Below are 14,178 nucleotides of genomic sequence, written 5' to 3' on the forward strand. Positions count from 1 at the left end.
GGTGTAAAACCGAAAAATTCGTGTAAAAACAGGGTATTCATAGTATGAATATTCAAAAAACACGATAAATATTAAGAAATATTGTGAAAAATGCTTGGCTTCCACTCTCGAGGTGCGCTACAGTGAAGTCATACAAAGTTATGCAGTGCTCTGCATAAATAATCATTACTTCGGGAATACGGGATACACCCGCCCGCACAAGACAGAAGGAAACCACTCCCATGACCGCCAACACCGCATACACCGCGAGTAGCCACGAAGCGACCAAGAACAGCTTCAGCCGCCGCGCCCTCATTGGCGGCACTGCGGCTCTGGGGGCTGTAGGTCTGCTCAGCGCCTGCGGCAACGGCAGTGCAAGCTCTGAAAAGACCAAGGCTGCCGGCGCCGGTGCCAATATCGAAGACCTCTACAACATCAACGCTCAGGACGTGAATAGCCTGAAGAAGGGCGGCATCCTACGCCTGCCCGCAGGATCCATTGGTCCGAACTTCAACTTCTACACCCAGAGCGGTAACACCAGCGATAACCTCAACGTTATGAGCACCATCAGCCAGGCTGGCATGTGGAACCTCGACTTTGACGGCACCTACAAGCTAAACACCGACTTCGCTGTCTCCTTCGAGCGCAGCAAGAAGGGTGACAAGATTCAGGTTGCCGTCAAGCTCAATCCCAAGGCTGTCTTCAACGATGGCACCCCCATCACCTACAAGGCGCTCCAGTCCACCTGGAACATCTTCAAGAGTCTGGATAACGGCTACAACATTGTCTCCAGCGGCATCTACGAATTCGTTGAATCCGTAGAAAAGGGCGAAGACGACTACAGTGCAACCGTCACCTTCTCCAAGCCCTTCTACCCGCTGCAGAGCCTCTTCTCTGAGATTCTGCACCCCGCACTGGAAGACGTCGAGCTCTTCAACAACGGCTTCGTGGATGCGCCCCACCCCGAGTACTGGGCTGGCCCCTTCACCCTGGCGGATAAGGGCTGGGACTCCACCGCGAAGACCTTCAGTGTTGCACCCAACGACAAGTGGTGGGGCGCCAAGCCCCTGCTGGACAAGATTGTCTTTACCCAGATGGAGTCCAGCGCTGCACGTGCTGCGTTTAAGAACGATGAAATTGACGCTATCGGTGCAAGCACCTCCTCCACCTATGCTGAGGTGAAAAACATTGCGGGTACCGAACTGCGTAAGGGCACCCGCCTCTACGCCGGTGGTCTGGATATCAATCCTCGCCGCGTCAAGGATGCTGCCTTGCGTAAGGCGATCTTCGTCGGTACCAACCGTGAAGCACTCGCAAAGATTCAGTTCCAGGGTCTGCCCTACGAGGAGACTGTTGCCGGTTCGATGATTCACATGCCCTTCTCGTCCTACTATCAGGATTCCTACCCTACCCCGAATAACAGCGTTTCGGAGGCGCAGAAGATCCTGGAGGCCGCCGGTTACACCAAGAACGGCGATTACTACGAGAAGGATGGCACGAAGGCTGGCTGCGCAGTGGTGGTCTTCGGTGATGACCCGACCACCAAGGGTGAGGCTCAGACCTTCACTCAGCAGATGAAGGATGTCGGCATTGAGATCCGGATCGATCAGCACGCTGATAGTGAGTTCGCCACCATTTTGGGTAACTGGGACTACGATATTTCCTTCAGTGGCTACTTGGTCTCTGCTGACGCGACCGAGGGTACCAAGCAGTTCTACTACTCCGAGAACAACGAGGGTATCGGTAGCGCGGAAATCGATGCCCTCATCGACGCCATGACCCTCATTGAGGATGATAAGGAACGTAACCTCGCCTGCAACGAGATTGAGAAGAAGCACATGGCTGAGTTCGCCTTCCTGGGTACCATCACGAACGGTCCTGACTTTGTGATGGTCAAGAAGAATCTGGTTAACTACGGTCCGCGCCTGTATAAGTCGATGGACTGGGCTGCTGTGGGTTGGATGAACTCCTAAAAGGAGCCTGTCTTGTGAGCGGGTCGAATGCGTATGTGCGCGTTCGACCCGCTTTGCTGTGCCCGTTAGTCATTTTGGGAGGCGGGATTTTGGGTGGCGGGGGAGGGCGTGCGGCGCGACGGGTGGTGGGGTTTTGGTGAGGTGGATTTAGGTTCTGTCGTAATAATTAAGAAATATTTATCGTGGTGCACACTTGTAGTGATGTGTGTGGTGTACACTACTAAAAATATTAAATGTGGCTTAAAAAATAGATTTAGGTCACATTATTTTCCATGGCATGACCTGCCCGCCCATCACCGCAGATGGCAGGCGCTCCTGTAAGCGGAAACCCCGCCGCCAGAGCATACGAGCCACCCACTTTACACTGCAAACACTGCATTAGCGCAGTCTACACCCACAAGGAGCCCATCATGAGCCCCCACCCCATCCCCTCCCTCTCCGGATTCAACCCGATCATGAGCCGCCGCGTACTGTTTGGCGGCGCAACCGCCGTCGCTGCTGCCGGCGTACTGAGCGCTTGTGGCTCCTCATCCTCCAAGACCGAGCACAAGGCAAGCGAAACCCCGCTCTACGAAATTAACGAGCAGGACCCCTCGAAGCTCAAGCAGGGCGGTACCCTGAACCTGAGCACCTACTCCCTGGGTCCGGATTTCAACCGCTTCTCCCAGAACGGCTCCAGCACCTCCGTCTCCGAAACCATGGGTGTTATCGCCAGCGCCGGCATCTGGCGCAGCACCTACAAGGGTGAAGATGAGATCGACCCCAACTACTGCCTCGGCTTCGAAGCTAAGGAAGTAGACGGCAAGATTACCGCAGAGGTTCGCCTGAACCCCAAGGCAGTCTTCAATGATGGCACCCCCATCGACATTGAGGCTCTCAAGGCAACTTGGCAGATTCAGCGTGACCCCGAGGGTGAATATAAGATTGCTGCAGCAGGTATCTACGAGTTCATCGAAAGTGTTGAAGCTATCGACGGCGACCGCTACCACGCACGCGTTGTCTTCAAGACCGCACACAACCCCGTCAAGGGTCTGCTCTTTGTCGCAATCCTGCACCCGGCAATGCTCGACGTAAACCTCTTCAATGAAGGCTTCGTGGACAACCCCCACCCCGAGCTCGGTTGCGGCCCCTTCACCCTGGCACCCAATGGCTGGAACTCCTCCGAGAAGACCTTCACTGCAGTTCCCAATGACAAGTGGTGGGGTGAGAAGCCTAAGCTGGACCGCATCGTCGTGCGTGAAATGGCAGACGCTGCAGCCCGCGCCGCATACAAGAACGGCGAACTGGATGCTGTGGAAGCACGTACCCTCAGCGCCTACAACGAAATGAAGGACGTTGCGAACTCCGAAATTCGCCGCGGTCGCCGCCTCTTCGCCGGCGGCATGAACCTGAACGCACAGCACATCACTGATGCTGCCGTGCGTAAGGCAATCTTCCTGGGTATCGACCGTGGTGCTTTGGCAAAGATTCGCTTCCAGGGCCTGCCCTACGAAGAAGAAGTTCCCGGCTCGATGCTTCTGCTGAGCTCCTCCCGGTCCTACCGTAACAACTACCCGGCACGTAACCAGGAGGAAGCACGTAAGGTCCTGGAGAATGCAGGCTACACCAAGTCTGGCGACTTCTACGCGAAGGACGGCAAGACCATCACCCTGAAGCTGACCACCTTCGGTGATGACGCCACCACCAAGGGCCAGGCACAGACCTTCATTCAGAGCATGAAGGAAATCGGCATTAACTTCGAACTCGATTCGCGTGCACAGTCCGAATTTTCGAAGGTTGTTGGTAACCGCGAGTACGACGTAAGCATTTCGGGCTTCGGTGTGGGCTCCGATCCGACCAGTGCTGCCGAGTACTTCTACCACTCCAAGAACTGGAACGGCGTCGGCACCCCCGAAATCGACGCTATGGTCGACGAGATGGTCACCATTCTCGACGACGCTAAGCGCGCCGAGAAGTGCAACGAAATTGAGAAGAAGCACATGAGCGAGGTTTGCCTCTTCGTCCCGTTCCTCAATGGTCCAGACTTTAAGGCATGCCGCCCGAAGCTCGCTAACTACGGTGCGTTCCTCTTCAAGAGTACTGACTGGTCTACGGTCGGCTGGATGGCATAAGCCGCAGTTTTAAGCTCCCCGCCCCTATACGTTTTCGCAGTGTCGTATAGGGGCGGGGGAGCTTTTTCTTTTGGAAGGTGCAGGGGTGCTTTAGCTACCCGTTGATATGCTTTTACCCTGTAATGACTCTCAAAGTATTGGATGTGACACGCTCGCGCGCCAATGCGACATAATATTTCATTTTTTAGTTTTTGCACGCGGCTTCCGCGTGATGATGCGGGTTCAGATGCTGAATCTATGACTTTTAGACAGTGTATAGTTCTTCCAGAGCCTGGACTGTGGTCTGCGTCGCTTCTTTTGGGGGTATACTGTGTTTCAATTACAAAATATGTGGGGGCTCTCACAAAGGTGATGGGCGGGAGCTTCGGCGCTCCCGCAAAAAACGGCGCACAACACGGTGCGCTTATCGAATAGCACCTGAGCCCTCCGGCACGAGGAGAACACATGACTCATCTACGTATTAACCGCCGTACCCTGCTGACCGGCACCGTTGCCCTGGGTACCGTCGGCCTGCTCGCTGCATGCGGTGGTGGCTCTGACAAGAAGATCAGCGGTAAGGCTGCTTCAAGCACCGAGGAAATCGTCAAGAACCTCGAAATCAACAAGCAGGACCGCTCCTCCCTCAAGCAGGGTGGCGATTTCCGCGGTAGCGTCTCCGCAATCGGCCCGAACTTCAACATTCTGACTCAGAGCGGCTACACCACCGAGAACCTCACCGCATTCGGTGGCGCCTGCAACATTCCCTCCGCTATCGGCTTCACCTCCCTGAGCCCTGCTGGCGAATACAGCCTCAACGACGACTATGTCAGCGACTACAAGGCAGAGACCGTTGGTGGCGTGCAGACCATCACTTTCAAGCTCAACTCTAAGGCTGTCTTCAACGACGGCACCCCCGTTGACATTGAGGCAATCCGCGCCGCGTGGACCGTCTACCGCAACCCCGATGACGGCTACAACGTCATCGCAGCTCCCTTCTGGCAGCAGGTGGCGTCCATCGACCCCGTGGATGGCGACAAGACCCGCGTCAAGATCGTTATGTCCAAGCCCCTGTACCCCGCTGAGACCCTCGGCCTGCTCGGTCTGCACCCCGCACTGACCGACAAGGAGCTCTTCAACAACGGCTTCGTGAACAAGCCCATGGATCAGTACTGGTCCGGCCCCTTCAAGATTGGCGAGTGGAACTCTTCGGCTAAGACCCTCACCCTCGTGCCCAACGACAAGTGGTGGGGCGAGAAGCCTCTGCTGGACCGCATTATCTGGCGCGAAATGGGCGACGAAGCAGAGCGCGCAGCGTTCAAGAATGGCGAGCTGGACAGTATCGGCTTTGCTGGCCTGGCAACCTACAACGCTGTCAAGGGTCAGCCCGGTGTTCAGATTCGCTCCGGTCAGAGTGTCGGTGTCGTCAACCTGCAGTTCAATCCGACCCGCGTGACCGACACCGCCCTGCGCCGTGCAGTCTTCGCCGCGGTTGACCGCTCCCAGCTGGCTAAGGTCAAGTTCAGCCAGATCAACTGGGAAGAGCCTCTGACCGGCTCCCTGATTGCTATGCCTTTCCAGAAGGGCTACCAGGACGCTATGCCCACCAACCCCGGTGCCGAGGCTGCGGCAAAGATCCTGGAGGCAGCAGGCTACTCCAAGTCCGGCGACTACTACGCCAAGGACGGCAAGACTGCAGGCTTCTCCATCACCTACTTCGGTTCGGATGCAACCTCCCTGGCTCAGTTCCAGAACCTTGAGCAGCAGCTCAAGGCGGCAGGTATTAAGCTCGAGCAGGATAACCAGCCGCAGTCCCAGTTCAACTCCGTGATGGGCTCCAAGCAGTACGACTGCGCCTTCTCCGGTTGGGGTATTGGTGCTGACCCCGCAGACAGCGTTCAGTACTTCTACACCAGCGAAATCAACGAGGGTGTGGGTGATCCCGAGCTGGATAAGTTCATTGCGTCCATTTACGAGAAGGAATCCCATGATGAGCAGCTGAAGATGGCTGCTGAGGCTGAGAAGCAGCACATGGAGAAGGTTGCTATTTACTTCCCCTACGGCAACGGTCCCAGCTACGCAGCTGTGAAGGAGAAGCTGGCTAACTACGGTCCTTCCCTCTTCGCAACCAGCTACGCCGACCCCAAGCGCTGGGTCAATGTGGGTTGGCAGAACTAAAGCCACAGGTTAATTTTCTGGATTTCTATCCGGGGGTTTCTGAATTTTCGGAGGCGCCGGCATAAGACTCCGGAAGGGTAAAGTCCCGCGGTATTCCGCCTCAGAGGTGGGGTACTGCGGGGCTTTTCTGTGTTTTTGAAGGGTGGTTTTGTGGTGGGGTGGTTTCGGGGATTGACTGAAATATTTCCCTGGAATGGTGAACTGGGTCATATTGTGTGGGAAATGTGTGTATACTGTTGCCAATGCAAAATGTGTGTGCTGTCACAAAGGTGTGCGGGTTGTGTTCCCCCGCGTACAGCAAAGCAGCATCCCACCTAACTGAGGAAAACTAATGACCACTTTCACTCTCAACCGTCGTACCCTGCTCACCGGCACCGTTGCCCTGGGTACCGTCGGCCTGCTCGCAGCCTGCGGCGGCAACTCCGCCAAGAACGAAAGCAACGCTCTCTCCGCTGGCGACGACCTTTCCAAGGCAGTCTCCTACAACGAGAAGGACCGCTCCGCCCTCAAGGATGGCGGCGAGCTGCGACTGAGCGCAGACGGCATTGGCCCGAACTTTAACATCCTCAACACCAACGGCTACACCGCAGGTAACCTAAATATTCAGGCGGCAATTAACTCCTCATTCACTGGCGGCTACTACTCCGACTTCCGCGGTGAAGGCCACATGAACGAGGACTACGTCACCGAATACAAGGCTCAGACCGTTGACGGCGTGCAGACCGTCACCTTCAAGATCAACCCCAAGGCAGTCTTCAACGACGGCACCCCCATCGACGTGAACGCCGTCAAGAGCTACCAGACCATCTACACCGCCGCGGCATCCGGTTCGGACTACCAGATCACCCCCTCGCCCATCTGGGAACAGGTCGCAAGCGTCGAGGCTGTGGACGGCGATACCCGCCACGTGAAGGTCACCATGTCCAAGCCCTGGTACCCCATCGAAGGCAGCTTCACCTCGTTCCTGCACCCGGCATTCGCCGACCCCAAGTTCTTCAACGACGGCCTGAACGACAAGCCCCTCGACCAGTACTGGGCAGGTCCCTTCAAGGTCGGCGAGTGGAACTCCTCCTCCAAGGTGCTCACCGTCGTCCGCAACGAGAAGTGGTGGGGCACCAAGCCTCTGCTTGAGCGTATTATCTGGCGTGAAATGAGCTCCCAGGCAGAGCAGGCAGCATTCAAGAACAACGAAATCGACTACGCTGACGCAAGCACCCTCAGCTCCTACAATGAGCTCTCCAGCGTGGCAAACACCGATATCCGCAAGGGTAGCGCACTGGCCGTGGGCAACTACGAAATCAACCCCGAAAAGATGCCCCTGCCCGTACGCCGCGCATTCGTTGCAGCTCTGAACCGTGACCAGCTGCTGAAGCTGCGCTACGAGAAGCTTGGCTGGAAGGAAAACCTGCCCGGCTCCATGTGCATGCTGCCCATGCAGGAAGGCTACCAGGACAACTACCCGACCAAGCTCGGCAAGGACGTAGCTACCAAGATCCTCGAGGATGCAGGCTACACCAAGAATGGCGACTACTACGAGAAGGACGGGGTTAAGGCTTCCTACTCGGTGACCACCTTCGGTACCGACCCGGTCGTCAGCTCCACCGCACAGTTCCTCACCCAGCAGATGAAGGAAATCGGTATTGAGCTGAGCATCGACAACCACGGTGCATCCGAAATGGCAAGCATCATCTCTGCGAAGAACTTCACCATCAAGAGCGGCGGCTACGGCATCACCACCTCCCCGGTGGACGCAGCGAACTACTTCTACATCTCCGCGACCAACAACGGTCACGGTAAGGACCTGGACTCGCTGGCAGCAACCATGATGTCCACCGAGGACCCGAAGGAACAGCTCAAGATCATGAACGAGCTGGAGAAGCGCCACATGGACGAGGTCGCAATCTACGTCCCGACCCACAACGGCCCAAACTTCAAGGCATGCCGTAAGGGCCTGGCGAACTACGGTCCCATGCTCTTCGGTCTGCCCTACTACAACCCGAACGTATGGATCAACGTCGGTTGGGAAAAGTAAAAATCTTAAGCGCTGAGCACAGCTCACACACCCCATAAGGGCAAAAGCGCTACCGCGGCGTGTTACAAAAGGATTAAAACCTTCTGTAGCGCGCCGCTTTTCCATGCCCTAGAGAGTAGCAAGGATATACTTAAAAGCAAATGTGGGCATTCTGCCCACCCCGGCAGAGACTGTCCTCCCGCCGGGTTGGAGTGCTGGCTACGCACCGTTCGCGTACCGACTCCACAACACTGCGAATACTCTAGGAGAAATTCCATGAAGAGCATGTCTGTCTCTCGCCGTACCCTCCTGACCGGCACCGTTGCCCTCGGCACCGTCGGTCTGCTGGCTGCCTGCGGCGGCTCGAAGGAAAAGGTTGGCGGTAGCGCCGCTAGCAACGCTGAAGATATTCTGAAGAACCTTCAGGTCAACAAGCAGGACCGTTCCTCCCTCAAGCAGGGCGGAACCCTGACCCTCGCAGCTACTGCGCTGGGCCCCAACTTCAACCTGCAGACCCAGAGCGGCTATACTTCCAGCAACCTGGATGCGCTGGCACCCTGCAACATCCCCGCTGTTATGGGCTTCTACACTATGAGCCCTGACGGTGAAGGCACCCTCAACCCCGAGTTCTGCCTCGAGCACAAGACCGAAACCGTCAACGGTGTGCAGACCGCGACCTTCAAGATCAACCCCAAGGCTGCCTTCAACGACGGCACCCCCATGGACGTGAAGGCTGTGCAGGCTTGCTGGAAGGTCTACCGCGCAACCACCGACAACCCCTACCACATCACCGACAACACCATGTGGCAGCAGGTTGAAAGCATCGAGGCTGTGGACGGCGACAACTTCCACGTTAAGGTCACCATGAAGACCCCGTACTACCCCTCCGAGGGTCTGTGCGCCTTCGCAATCCACCCCGCACTGGAAGATGTCAACCTCTTCAACGAAGGCTTCGTTGACAAGCCCCTCGACCAGTACTGGGCAGGTCCCTTCAAGATTGGCGAGTGGAACTCCTCCCAGAAGGTTCTCACCCTGGTCAAGAACGACAAGTGGTGGGGCGAGAAGCCGGTCCTGGACCGCATCATCTGGCGTCAGATGGACTCCGAAGCAATCCGTGCAAGCTTCAAGAACGGCGAACTGGACGCGTTCACCTTCATCGGCGCAACCAGCTACAACGCTGTGAAGGGCCAGGCTGGCACCGAGATTCGCCAGAGCCAGAACACCAACGTCAACATCATTCAGCTGAACCCCAAGCGCATCGAGGATCTGGCACTGCGCCGCGCAATCCTTGCTTCTGTGGACCGCGAGCAGATCGCTAAGGCATACTTCTCGCAGCTCGGCTGGACCGAGCCGCTGCCCGGCTCCATCATCGCAATGCCGTTCCAGAAGGGTTACCAGAACAACTACGCTGGTGACACCGGTGCACAGGCAGCTGGCAAGATTCTGGAGGCCGCAGGCTACTCCAAGTCCGGCGACTACTACGCTAAGAACGGCAAGGTTGCTGGCTTCGCTCTGACCTCTTTCGGTTCCGAGGCGGTCTACCAGGCTGTCTACCAGATTCTGGAGCAGCAGCTGAAGTCCGCAGGTATCCGCCTGAGCGCTGACAACCAGCCGCAGTCGAACTCCAACTCCGTGCTCGGCCAGAAGAGCTACGAAGCAATCTTCACCGGTTGGGGCGTTCTGCCCGACCTGGCTTCCTCGGCACCCTACTTCTTCACCACCGAGGTGTTCGGAGTCGGTGACCCCGAAGTTGATAAGCTCATCGAGAAGCTGCAGAACACCGAGAAGGAAGACGAGCGCATCAAGATCGCTAACGAGGCGGAGAAGCTCTACTACGAGAAGGTCGCAGTGTACCTGCCCTACGCAAACGGCCCGATGTACGCCGCTGTCAAGGCTAAGGTCGCGAACTACGGTCCGTCCCTGTTCAAGCAGAGCTACACCAGCGCTGACTACTGGGTCAACGTTGGCTGGCAGGAGTAGAACAGACGGGAGTAATACCCTTTTCGGTAATGCTCTAGTCGTCCTGTAGGACTCGAAATCCCGGGTACTCTCACGAGAGAGTGCCCGGGATTTTCTGTCCCGCTTGTTCTGTGTCCTTTAGCTGGATACATTAGCGGGATATGTAATTACAAAAACTAGGGGAACATCGCCCTAACCGGTTGCTACCACTCGCCCAGGTACAGGGCGCGCTCTTGCAGGTACCTCAACATCTTCGGGTTCTGCCGCAGATAGAAGATGCGGTAAATGCCGCCTCCAGCGACGATGAAAGCCAGCGGGAAACCCAAAATTACGAGCACACGGCTCATATTGGCGGACAGGTCAAAAGGATCACCGCTGGTTGCCACCAGCACAATCCAGAGAGAATAGCCCACGCATGCCAGCAGGGTGCCCCACATGCCGCGTACCAGCCAACTCACGAGCGTCACCGCAATGACCCACGCCAGCGCCAAGGTGAATTGGTGCCGCTCCGCCTGAGCCCATGGGAGCGCCCCCACGTAAATAATTGCGGGGATGCCCAGGTACCCGGGGATATTCAGCGAGGCAAGAATGTTCACACAAAAATAGCCCAAGAAAATAGCGCTCAACGAGGAGGACAGGAACAGGTGCAGGGGAATCATGCCGTCGCCGCTATAGGCTGCGGTCGGGCCCGCGTACACGGTTTCAAACATGAGGGTCAGCGGAGTCATCATGTACTCGATCCAGACGACCAGGGCGAAAGCACCGAAAATGCCCAGAGCCTGCATCAGCGCAATCAGCCGTGAACGCGCATCGTGAGGAATGGTGAAGCTCTGACCCTTCGCCTTGACGCCGCAGAGATGAACGACAGCCACCATTGCCGCGATGCACAGCACCCAGCGCACGAGGACCCCCGGCAGCTCAGGAAGACCTCCATAAGCCCCCGTAGCGGGGTCACCCCAGGCTCCGGGGAGTAGCGTAATAGCATGAGTACCCTCGGGGAGGCTGGTGGAGGAAGCAAGCCGGTGCGGCTCGTAGATAACCCACCACAGAAGGCAGGCTGGAATCAGCGCGGAGAGCTTACGCAACAGAACCGGGAACGGCGCGGACTCGTAAACGAGCGCCTCAAGATTGAGCCGGCGCATCAGCCGCCGAACAGGAGAAAGAGCGCGTAGCTCTTTTTGCTGCTCTTCCCACACCCCGGTATCCCATGTCCTAGTATCAGAAGACATCATCGTACTCCCTATCACTTGAGAACTTCCTTGTTGAGCTTATTCTTACATTAGCAGAAATACCCCCGGCTAGTGCATACGCCCCAGCAAACCCGACCCAAAGAATCAGCACATCAGGAAGCAGAGCATATGAAAAGGGGTGATATAAGGAAAGGGGTGATATAAGGAAAGGGGCCCCACCGTAATGGTGGGGCCCCTTAGAGCCTATATAGCGAACTACTTAGTGGTCACCTTCAGGACAGTGCTCAGGTTCTGGTGAGCAACGCCCGGCAGACCCTTGACCTCAGCAAACTTGCGGGTGTTGGTCACGATAACCGGGGTAATCAGCGGGTAACCCGCCTCCTTGATAACCTCAGGATCGAACTCAATCAGAGCGTCGCCAGCAGCAACAACATCGCCCTTAGCAACCTTCACGCTGAAGCCCTTACCGTCCAGGTTCACGGTATCCAGACCAACGTGAATTAGCAGCTCAATGCCGTTCTCCAGCTTCAGGCCCACAGCGTGGCCCGAGGGGTAGGTTGCAGCAACCTTACCGGCTGCGGGAGCAACCACGGTGGTACCGGTCGGCTCAATCGCCACACCCTCGCCCAGCTTGCCAGCAGCGAAGATCGGGTCCGGAACATCAGACAGAGCAACAGCAGTACCCTCAATGGGGGCGTGCAGCTCGATGACCTCACCGGCGGAAGCAGCGGGTGCAGCAACGGCGGTCGTAGTAGCGGCAGCAGCCGGAGCAGCCTTAGCGGCAACAGCCTCAGCCTTAGGAGCGGCCTCAGCATCCTCAGCCTTACGCTCCGCAGCGTGCCTTACAGCGTCAGCCTTCGACTCGTAACCGAACAGCAGAACACCGGTCATAGCGCCGAAGAACGCAATAGCCAGACCAATCACGTACAGGTACGAGGGCTGCATAGCCGGAATCGACAGCAGCGAAGTGAACGCGAACGCGTAGGACTTAACACCCAGGAAGGAAATGGTAGCACCACCAATAACAGCGGGAACCAGAATAATCGGAATCACGCGCTTGTAACGCAGTACCACACCGTACATCGACGGCTCAGAAATACCACCGAGCAGACCGGACATCGACGCACCGATAGCGGTCTGACGCAGCTCACGGTCATGCTTCGCACGGATAGCCACACCGGTGACCAGACCGAACACAGCGAAGTTGTACGCACCCATCGGGGACTGAATGAAGTCAGTACCCATGGTCTGCAGGTTGTTAATCATGACAGCGTTCAGCGGCCAGTGCAGACCCAGCGGAACCATGAACAGGTACAGGCCAGCAATCAGAGCACCAACCAGAGCCGGAGCAACATCGTTAATCATCTTCAGGAAGTCAGAGATGCCCATAGCCACACCGATACCGATGGGGCCCACCAGGAACGCGGTCACCGGAACCAGAATCATGACCGAAATCATCGGCACGAACACCATCTGCAGCATCGAAGGAATAACCTTCTTCAGGAAGCGCTCAAGCGGAGCCAGCAAAGCAACAGCCAGCAGCGGGGGGAAGACCTGACCGGTGTAGCTGAACGCGTACAGCGGCAGATCCAGACCGAAGAACGGAACGTTCAGAATCTTGGTGGCGGGGTCAGCCAGAGCAGTCAGATCGGTGAAAGTACCGGTCATCAGTGCAGCGGGGATAGCCGCACCAACCCACATGTTCGCGCCCAGACGCTTAGCAGCGGTAGCACCCAGCATAATGGGCATGAAGTTCAGAACCGACAGCGAAGCAGCCTTCAGGATGTACCAGAAAGCGAACTGGTGCATCCACTGGTTGTTCAGAGCGGTAGCGGCTTCCTTATCAGCCACGCGAGCACCGTTAATGATGTCGATGTTCACGCTCTGACCGGTCAAGTCAGTGTACTGGCCGAAGAAACCCAACTGCTGCAGGAACACAATCAGGGTCAGAATCATCGAGGTACCCAGCAGTGCCCACAGCAGAGGACGGAAGGAGTCAGACAGGACGTCGAAGACGTTGGTAATCCAGCCAGCCTTCTTGCCTCCAGCCTCAACCTTGGTGTCACCCTCAGCGTGGCCGGACATAGAAGGCAGAGCGTTGATCTCGTTGTACACAGCCTCAACGCGATCGCCCAGAACAACCTGAGTCTGGCCGGACTGCTCAATCACAGAGAGAACGCCGGGCAGGCCCTCAATCTTCTTGTTCTGCACTGCATCGTTAGACACAGGGGTGACACGAAGGCGGGTTGCACAGTGAGTAATGTGCGCGATGTTCTCGGGGCCACCCAGGCCGTCAAGAATCTTCTCGCCAAGTTCGCGGTTATTCACGATACTTCCTTAGATATGCGGTCAATGTCTATGTGGTTGTTGCCGGAGGCTGTGCCTATCTGACGTTGCGGTAGCCGAAAAAGCCCCGGAAAACACGTCCAGAAAACACAAAAGACCCGAGTCTCTCGACCACCGGAAGCACTACACTCGTGCCCACTATGGAGCTTCGGTACAGCAAATAGAGGGGATTCTCGGCAGATATATGCTGCCGTCCCATACGGTGTTGAGTAACTCAGGTCTTGCCTGCCAAACCAGTAACAACCCTGAAGAAGGTTTCCCTTCTCAAATAGTTCCCTGTAACTCTAAGGGTTTTCCCAGGTTAAGAGCAAGGTGAGAGGCAAAAGCTATCAGAAGCTGTTAAATATTTCACCCAAGTGATAGCTGAGACACACCATCGGCAGTGCTAGTAGGAGTACTCAGGCTGGTTCCGGAACACTACGGAGGGGATGCTTGCGAAGACACGAAAGGGCCCC

General features: G+C 56.6%; 7 protein-coding genes. 5 read left to right on the forward strand and 2 right to left on the reverse strand.

Annotated features, from left to right (window positions below; translation table 11 throughout):
- Positions 1-221 precede the first annotated feature (221 nt).
- The 5 genes from O3648_RS04020 (at position 222) to O3648_RS04040 (ending at position 10,208) form a co-directional block, all read left to right on the forward strand.
- Complete coding sequence (locus O3648_RS04020) at positions 222-1,952, forward strand: ABC transporter family substrate-binding protein (protein ID WP_371568597.1); 1,731 nt, start codon at positions 222-224, stop codon at positions 1,950-1,952.
- Positions 1,953-2,362: 410 nt separating this feature from the next.
- Positions 2,363-4,063, forward strand: a complete 1,701-nt coding sequence (locus O3648_RS04025) for an ABC transporter family substrate-binding protein (protein WP_371568600.1) — start codon at positions 2,363-2,365, stop codon at positions 4,061-4,063.
- 444 nt (positions 4,064-4,507) lie between these two features.
- Positions 4,508-6,217: an ABC transporter family substrate-binding protein gene (locus tag O3648_RS04030; protein ID WP_279741436.1), complete on the forward strand. Its 1,710-nt coding sequence runs from the start codon at positions 4,508-4,510 to the stop codon at positions 6,215-6,217.
- Between the two features lie 331 nt (positions 6,218-6,548).
- A complete protein-coding gene (locus tag O3648_RS04035; protein ID WP_279741434.1) occupies positions 6,549-8,249 on the forward strand; it encodes an ABC transporter family substrate-binding protein in 1,701 nt (566 codons plus the stop codon).
- A gap of 255 nt (positions 8,250-8,504) precedes the next feature.
- Positions 8,505-10,208 (forward strand): ABC transporter family substrate-binding protein, encoded by a 1,704-nt coding sequence (locus O3648_RS04040; protein ID WP_279755010.1) that lies wholly within the window; start codon positions 8,505-8,507, stop codon positions 10,206-10,208.
- A 182-nt stretch (positions 10,209-10,390) separates the two neighbouring features.
- Here O3648_RS04040 and O3648_RS04045 read toward each other — a convergent pair whose 3' ends face one another.
- The gene (locus tag O3648_RS04045) at positions 10,391-11,419 is read right to left on the reverse strand and encodes a dihydrodipicolinate synthase (RefSeq protein ID WP_314066256.1); all 1,029 of its coding nucleotides are present in this window, start codon (positions 11,417-11,419) and stop codon (positions 10,391-10,393) included.
- A 213-nt stretch (positions 11,420-11,632) separates the two neighbouring features.
- Positions 11,633-13,705, reverse strand: a complete 2,073-nt coding sequence (locus O3648_RS04050; protein WP_371568603.1) for a glucose PTS transporter subunit IIA — start codon at positions 13,703-13,705, stop codon at positions 11,633-11,635.
- Positions 13,706-14,178: the final 473 nt, after the last annotated feature.

It is taken from the genome of Rothia sp. 27098_8_161 (assembly GCF_041432905.1).
GTDB lineage: Bacteria > Actinomycetota > Actinomycetes > Actinomycetales > Micrococcaceae > Rothia.

Coding starts and splice junctions, on each gene's coding strand:
- O3648_RS04025 (WP_371568600.1), top strand. CDS start 2,363: ATGAGCCCCCACCCCATCCCCTCCCTCTCCGGATTCAACCCGATCATG.
- O3648_RS04030 (WP_279741436.1), top strand. CDS start 4,508: ATGACTCATCTACGTATTAACCGCCGTACCCTGCTGACCGGCACCGTT.
- O3648_RS04045 (WP_314066256.1), bottom strand. CDS start 11,419: ATGATGTCTTCTGATACTAGGACATGGGATACCGGGGTGTGGGAAGAG.
- O3648_RS04035 (WP_279741434.1), top strand. CDS start 6,549: ATGACCACTTTCACTCTCAACCGTCGTACCCTGCTCACCGGCACCGTT.
- O3648_RS04040 (WP_279755010.1), top strand. CDS start 8,505: ATGAAGAGCATGTCTGTCTCTCGCCGTACCCTCCTGACCGGCACCGTT.
- O3648_RS04020 (WP_371568597.1), top strand. CDS start 222: ATGACCGCCAACACCGCATACACCGCGAGTAGCCACGAAGCGACCAAG.